Source organism: Synechocystis sp. LEGE 06083 (assembly GCF_015207725.1).
Classification (GTDB): Bacteria; Cyanobacteriota; Cyanobacteriia; order Cyanobacteriales; family Microcystaceae; genus Synechocystis; species Synechocystis salina.
Genome location: NZ_JADEWJ010000320.1, coordinates 1 through 3,971, shown reverse-complemented (window position 1 = coordinate 3,971; position 3,971 = coordinate 1). Strand labels below are relative to the sequence as shown.

6 protein-coding genes and 1 tRNA gene are annotated in these 3,971 nt (G+C 49.5%); 4 read left to right on the top strand and 3 right to left on the bottom strand.

Going from position 1 to position 3,971, the window contains the following annotated elements; translation table 11 throughout:
• The first annotated feature begins 137 nt into the window (after window positions 1–137).
• A complete protein-coding gene (gene dcd, locus IQ219_RS17675) occupies window positions 138–719 on the top strand; it encodes a dCTP deaminase (RefSeq protein WP_190597698.1) in 582 nt (193 codons plus the stop codon).
• A gap of 19 nt (window positions 720–738) precedes the next feature.
• Here the strand turns inward: dcd and cax are convergent, their stop codons facing one another.
• On the bottom strand, window positions 739–1,857 hold the full coding sequence (gene cax / locus IQ219_RS17670; protein WP_194073473.1) for a calcium/proton exchanger: 1,119 nt from the start codon (window positions 1,855–1,857) through the stop codon (window positions 739–741).
• Between the two features lie 185 nt (window positions 1,858–2,042).
• On the opposite strand from cax, the gene IQ219_RS17665 reads away from it, so the two are divergent.
• A tRNA-Ile gene (locus IQ219_RS17665) sits at window positions 2,043–2,115 on the top strand.
• A 48-nt stretch (window positions 2,116–2,163) separates the two neighbouring features.
• Here IQ219_RS17665 and IQ219_RS17660 read toward each other — a convergent pair.
• On the bottom strand, window positions 2,164–2,334 hold the full coding sequence (locus tag IQ219_RS17660) for a hypothetical protein (protein WP_190597696.1): 171 nt from the start codon (window positions 2,332–2,334) through the stop codon (window positions 2,164–2,166).
• On the opposite strand from IQ219_RS17660, the gene rpsB reads away from it, so the two are divergent.
• A complete protein-coding gene (gene rpsB, locus IQ219_RS17655; protein ID WP_190597695.1) occupies window positions 2,333–3,142 on the top strand; it encodes a 30S ribosomal protein S2 in 810 nt (269 codons plus the stop codon). The two genes, IQ219_RS17660 and rpsB, sit on opposite strands and share 2 nt — an antisense overlap.
• On the opposite strand, the gene IQ219_RS17650 is transcribed toward rpsB, so the two are convergent.
• The gene (locus tag IQ219_RS17650; RefSeq protein WP_194073472.1) at window positions 3,139–3,297 is read right to left on the bottom strand and encodes a hypothetical protein; all 159 of its coding nucleotides are present in this window, start codon (window positions 3,295–3,297) and stop codon (window positions 3,139–3,141) included. The two genes, rpsB and IQ219_RS17650, sit on opposite strands and share 4 nt — an antisense overlap.
• On the opposite strand from IQ219_RS17650, the gene tsf reads away from it, so the two are divergent.
• Window positions 3,296–3,952: a translation elongation factor Ts gene (gene tsf / locus IQ219_RS17645; RefSeq protein ID WP_190597694.1), complete on the top strand. Its 657-nt coding sequence runs from the start codon at window positions 3,296–3,298 to the stop codon at window positions 3,950–3,952. The two genes, IQ219_RS17650 and tsf, sit on opposite strands and share 2 nt — an antisense overlap.
• Window positions 3,953–3,971 lie beyond the last annotated feature (19 nt).

Sequence of the window (3,971 nt, the reverse complement as noted above, 5' to 3'; positions counted from 1 at the left end):
ATAAACATTTTTAGCCTTTTTGATGATTAATTATTCCGTTGACCACATCACGACAAGACTAGCTTTAATTATTCTCGTCGGCGATCGCCATTGATCCGGCTATAATGATTGCCGCTTTATTTCCTTGAACTTTGCCCATGATCAAAAATGACATTTGGATCCGCGCCCAGGCCGCCCAAGGCATGATTGAGCCCTTTGAACCCCAGCTAATGCGGCAAATAGAAGGGGAACCGGCTATTTCTTTTGGTCTAAGCAGTTTTGGTTATGATATTCGACTTTCGGCGGCGGATTTTCGCATTTTTCGTCATATTCCGGGCACTGTAGTTGACCCCAAAAACTTTAATCCCCACAATTTGGAAGCAACCCAACTCCACAAAGATAGCAGTGGCAGTTATTTTATTTTGCCGGCCCACTCCTATGGCCTAGGGGTGGCAGTGGAAAGATTAGCGATCCCCGCCAATGTCACTGTGCTTTGTATCGGTAAAAGTACTTACGCTCGGGCTGGCATTATCGCCAATTTAACTCCGGGGGAAGCGGGGTGGTGTGGTCACCTCACCCTGGAATTTTCTAATTCCTCCAGTGCCGATTGCCGTATTTACGCCAATGAAGGCATTGTGCAACTGCTCTTTTTTGAAGGGGAAAACTGCGACATTAGCTATGAAACCAGAAGGGGTAAATATCAAAATCAGCCCCAATCGGTCACATTACCCCGGGTTTAGGGTTTCCAAAAACTACGCACTAGATCAGGGTGGGATGGAAGTAAAAGGCGAGGGCCACAATTGCATAGGTGGCGAGCAATAGGACCCCCTCTAACCAATTGGAACTGCCGTCACCACTGATGGAGTTGACAATCAACACCGCCACCAATACCGCCACCAACTCGAAAGGATTGAAATTTAAGTCCATGGGTTGACCGATCGCCCAGCCGACGATGACCAGGACTGGTGCCACAAAAAAGGCAATTTGCAGGCTCGATCCCATCACCACAGACATGGAAAGATCCATTTTGTCCTTCATGGCCACAGTGACGGCGGTGGCATGCTCAGCGGCATTACCAATAATAGGTAGGAGAATTACCCCAGTAAACAGGGCAGTTAATCCCAGGGACTCTGTGGCCACTTCAAGGGAGCCCACCAGTAATTCCGACTCCACGGCTACCCCCAGGGTGACGGCCAATAAAACCCCCGTCCAAAGCCAAAGATTTGGTTTTTCCTCTTCTGTGGGAGGGGATGGTTCCGCCATGGTTTCGCCGAGTTCCGGCATTTCCATATTTTCAGCTAAACCCACATCGTACAAATAGGCGTGGGTTCCCATGGAAAATACCAGAGAAAGCAAGTAAACCCCGATCAACACTACGGCTACGGCCACGGACAAATTTTGCAAAACCGTTTCCGTCACCCCTGTGGAGGTATATTGCAACGCTGTGGGCAAAAGAATGGCCACTACCCCCAAATTCATGGTGGAGGCATTTAAACGGGCGGCGATCGGTTGGAAATTCTGTTCCTTATAGCGCAATCCCCCCAGGAAGACGGCAAAACCCATTACCAGCAGTAAGTTGCCAATAATTGATCCCGTCAGGGTGGCCTTGACTACATCGATCAATCCCTCCTTCAGGGCAATGTAAGCCAAGATTAGCTCCGTGGCGTTGCCGAAGGTAGCATTGAGCAAGCCCCCCGCATTGGGACCGATGACCACAGCGATTTCCTCCGTGGCGGTGCCCATGAAGGCTGCTAGGGGCACAATGGCCAAACCCGCCAAAATGAACACCGTCGTTTCCCCCCACCCCAACCAGTGGGCGGCCCAGGAGAGGGGACAAAAAACTAACAGAACAAGAAAAATCTTACTTTTGGTGGACATAACCTGGCGATCGCCATTGCAATGGTTTTTTGGATAGCTCGATTCATTATGCCCCAGGAAATTTCAAAATCATCTTGATCTCAAAAGATTAAATAATCGATCCCGAGGGAAATTATTGATTGCTCTCCTGGGGGGTAGGCCGTGGTTTAGAATATATCCCTGGGTGTTTCCCCACAAACCGATTACCAGGGTTGGCCGAGCGGTTGAGGCAGCGAACTCATAATTCGCCCTAGACAGGTTCAACTCCTGTACCCTGGACTTTTATTTGGTTGATGAAATTTTTAGAGATTATCCTAAGCTTTGTCATTAAGCTTGGTGACGGCTAACGAGGCTTATTTTTTGGTGGTAACCGTGGCGATCGCCTGCTAGACTAGAAAGGTTGTCAAAAATTCGCACATCCAAGCTTTCGGGTGTTTCTGCAACAAGCTGAAATTCCCTTGGATGAAGGATAAACCCGAATAGGAGAAAATTTAACATGCCCGTAGTTTCTCTCGCAGATTTGCTAGAGTCTGGTGTTCACTTCGGCCACCAAACCCGCCGCTGGAACCCCCGCATGGATCAATATATCTACACCGCCCGCAATGGTGTACATATCATTGACCTAGTGCAAACCGCCCAACTGATGGAAGATGCCTATGAATATGTGCGTTCTTCCACCATCAGCGGCAAAAAGTTTTTGTTCGTCGGCACCAAGCGCCAAGCCGCTGGCATCATTTCCCAGGAAGCCCAACGCTGTGGAGCTCACTACGTTAATCAACGGTGGTTGGGGGGCATGCTCACCAACTGGGAAACCATCCGCAAACGGGTCGATCGCCTGAAGGAATTGGAAGCCCTAGAAAGCAGTGGTGCCATTGATCGTCGCCCCAAAAAGGAAGGTTCCATGCTCCGGCGGGAATTGGGCAAACTACAGAAGTACCTCGGCGGCATCAAAAATATGCGCAAGCTCCCTGACGTGGTGGTAATCGTCGACCAACGACGGGAACATAACGCCATCCACGAGTGCCAGAAACTAGGCATTCCCATCATCGCCATGTTGGATACCAACTGTGATCCCGATGTGGTAGATGTGCCCATCCCCGCCAACGATGACGCGATCCGTTCCATCAAACTGATTGTGGGCAAATTAGCCGATGCCATCTATGAAGGCCGCCATGGTCAGCCGGATGTCAGCGATGACTACGAGGAATTTGACGAAGGTTTAGATGGGGATAATCTGGAAGTAGAAGCTGCTGAAGAGGTGGAGGAAGTGGCTGAAGCAGAAGCTACGGCAACCCCAGAAGCTTAAATTTTGTCCCTTTTTCCCTTTGTCCTCCCGATGGGCCGAGGGAAACCCAGTCCCGGTGCTAGGGAAATATCTAGCTGGTGTTGGCCATCACTTTTTTCCCTTAGCCCAATAATTACCGTGCAATCATAGAAAAACTGATTAGGAACGATAACCATGGCAGAAATTACCGCTCAACTCGTGAAGGAACTGCGCGATAAAACCGGCGCGGGCATGATGGATTGCAAAAAAGCCCTAAAGGAAAATGAGGGTAATTTAGAAAAGTCCATTGAATGGCTCCGGCAGAAGGGTATTGCCTCCGCTGATAAAAAATCTGGCCGCACCGCCGCCGAAGGTTTGGTCCACAGCTATATTCACTTTGGTGGCCGCATTGGCGTGTTGGTGGAAGTTAACTGCGAAACTGATTTCGTGGCCCGGGGCGATCGGTTTAAAGATTTGGTTAACGATGTGGCCATGCAGATTGCCGCCTGTCCCAACGTGGAATATGTCAGTGTGGCTGATATTCCCCAGGAAATGGTGGCTAAAGAGAAGGAAATTGAAATGGGGCGCGATGACCTGGGCAAAAAGCCTGCCAACATCAAAGAAAAGATTGTCCAAGGCCGCATCGACAAACGCCTGAAGGAGTTATCTTTGCTGGACCAGCCCTACATCAAAGACCAAAATCTCACCATCGAAGAATTGGTCAAACAGGCGATCGCCGAATTGGGGGAAAACATCCAAGTTCGTCGCTTTATTCGCTTTAACCTTGGCGAAGGCATCGAAAAAGCAGAAACTAACTTTGCTGAAGAAGTGGCCGCCGCTGCTAAGGGCTAATAACTCAGATCTGATCACC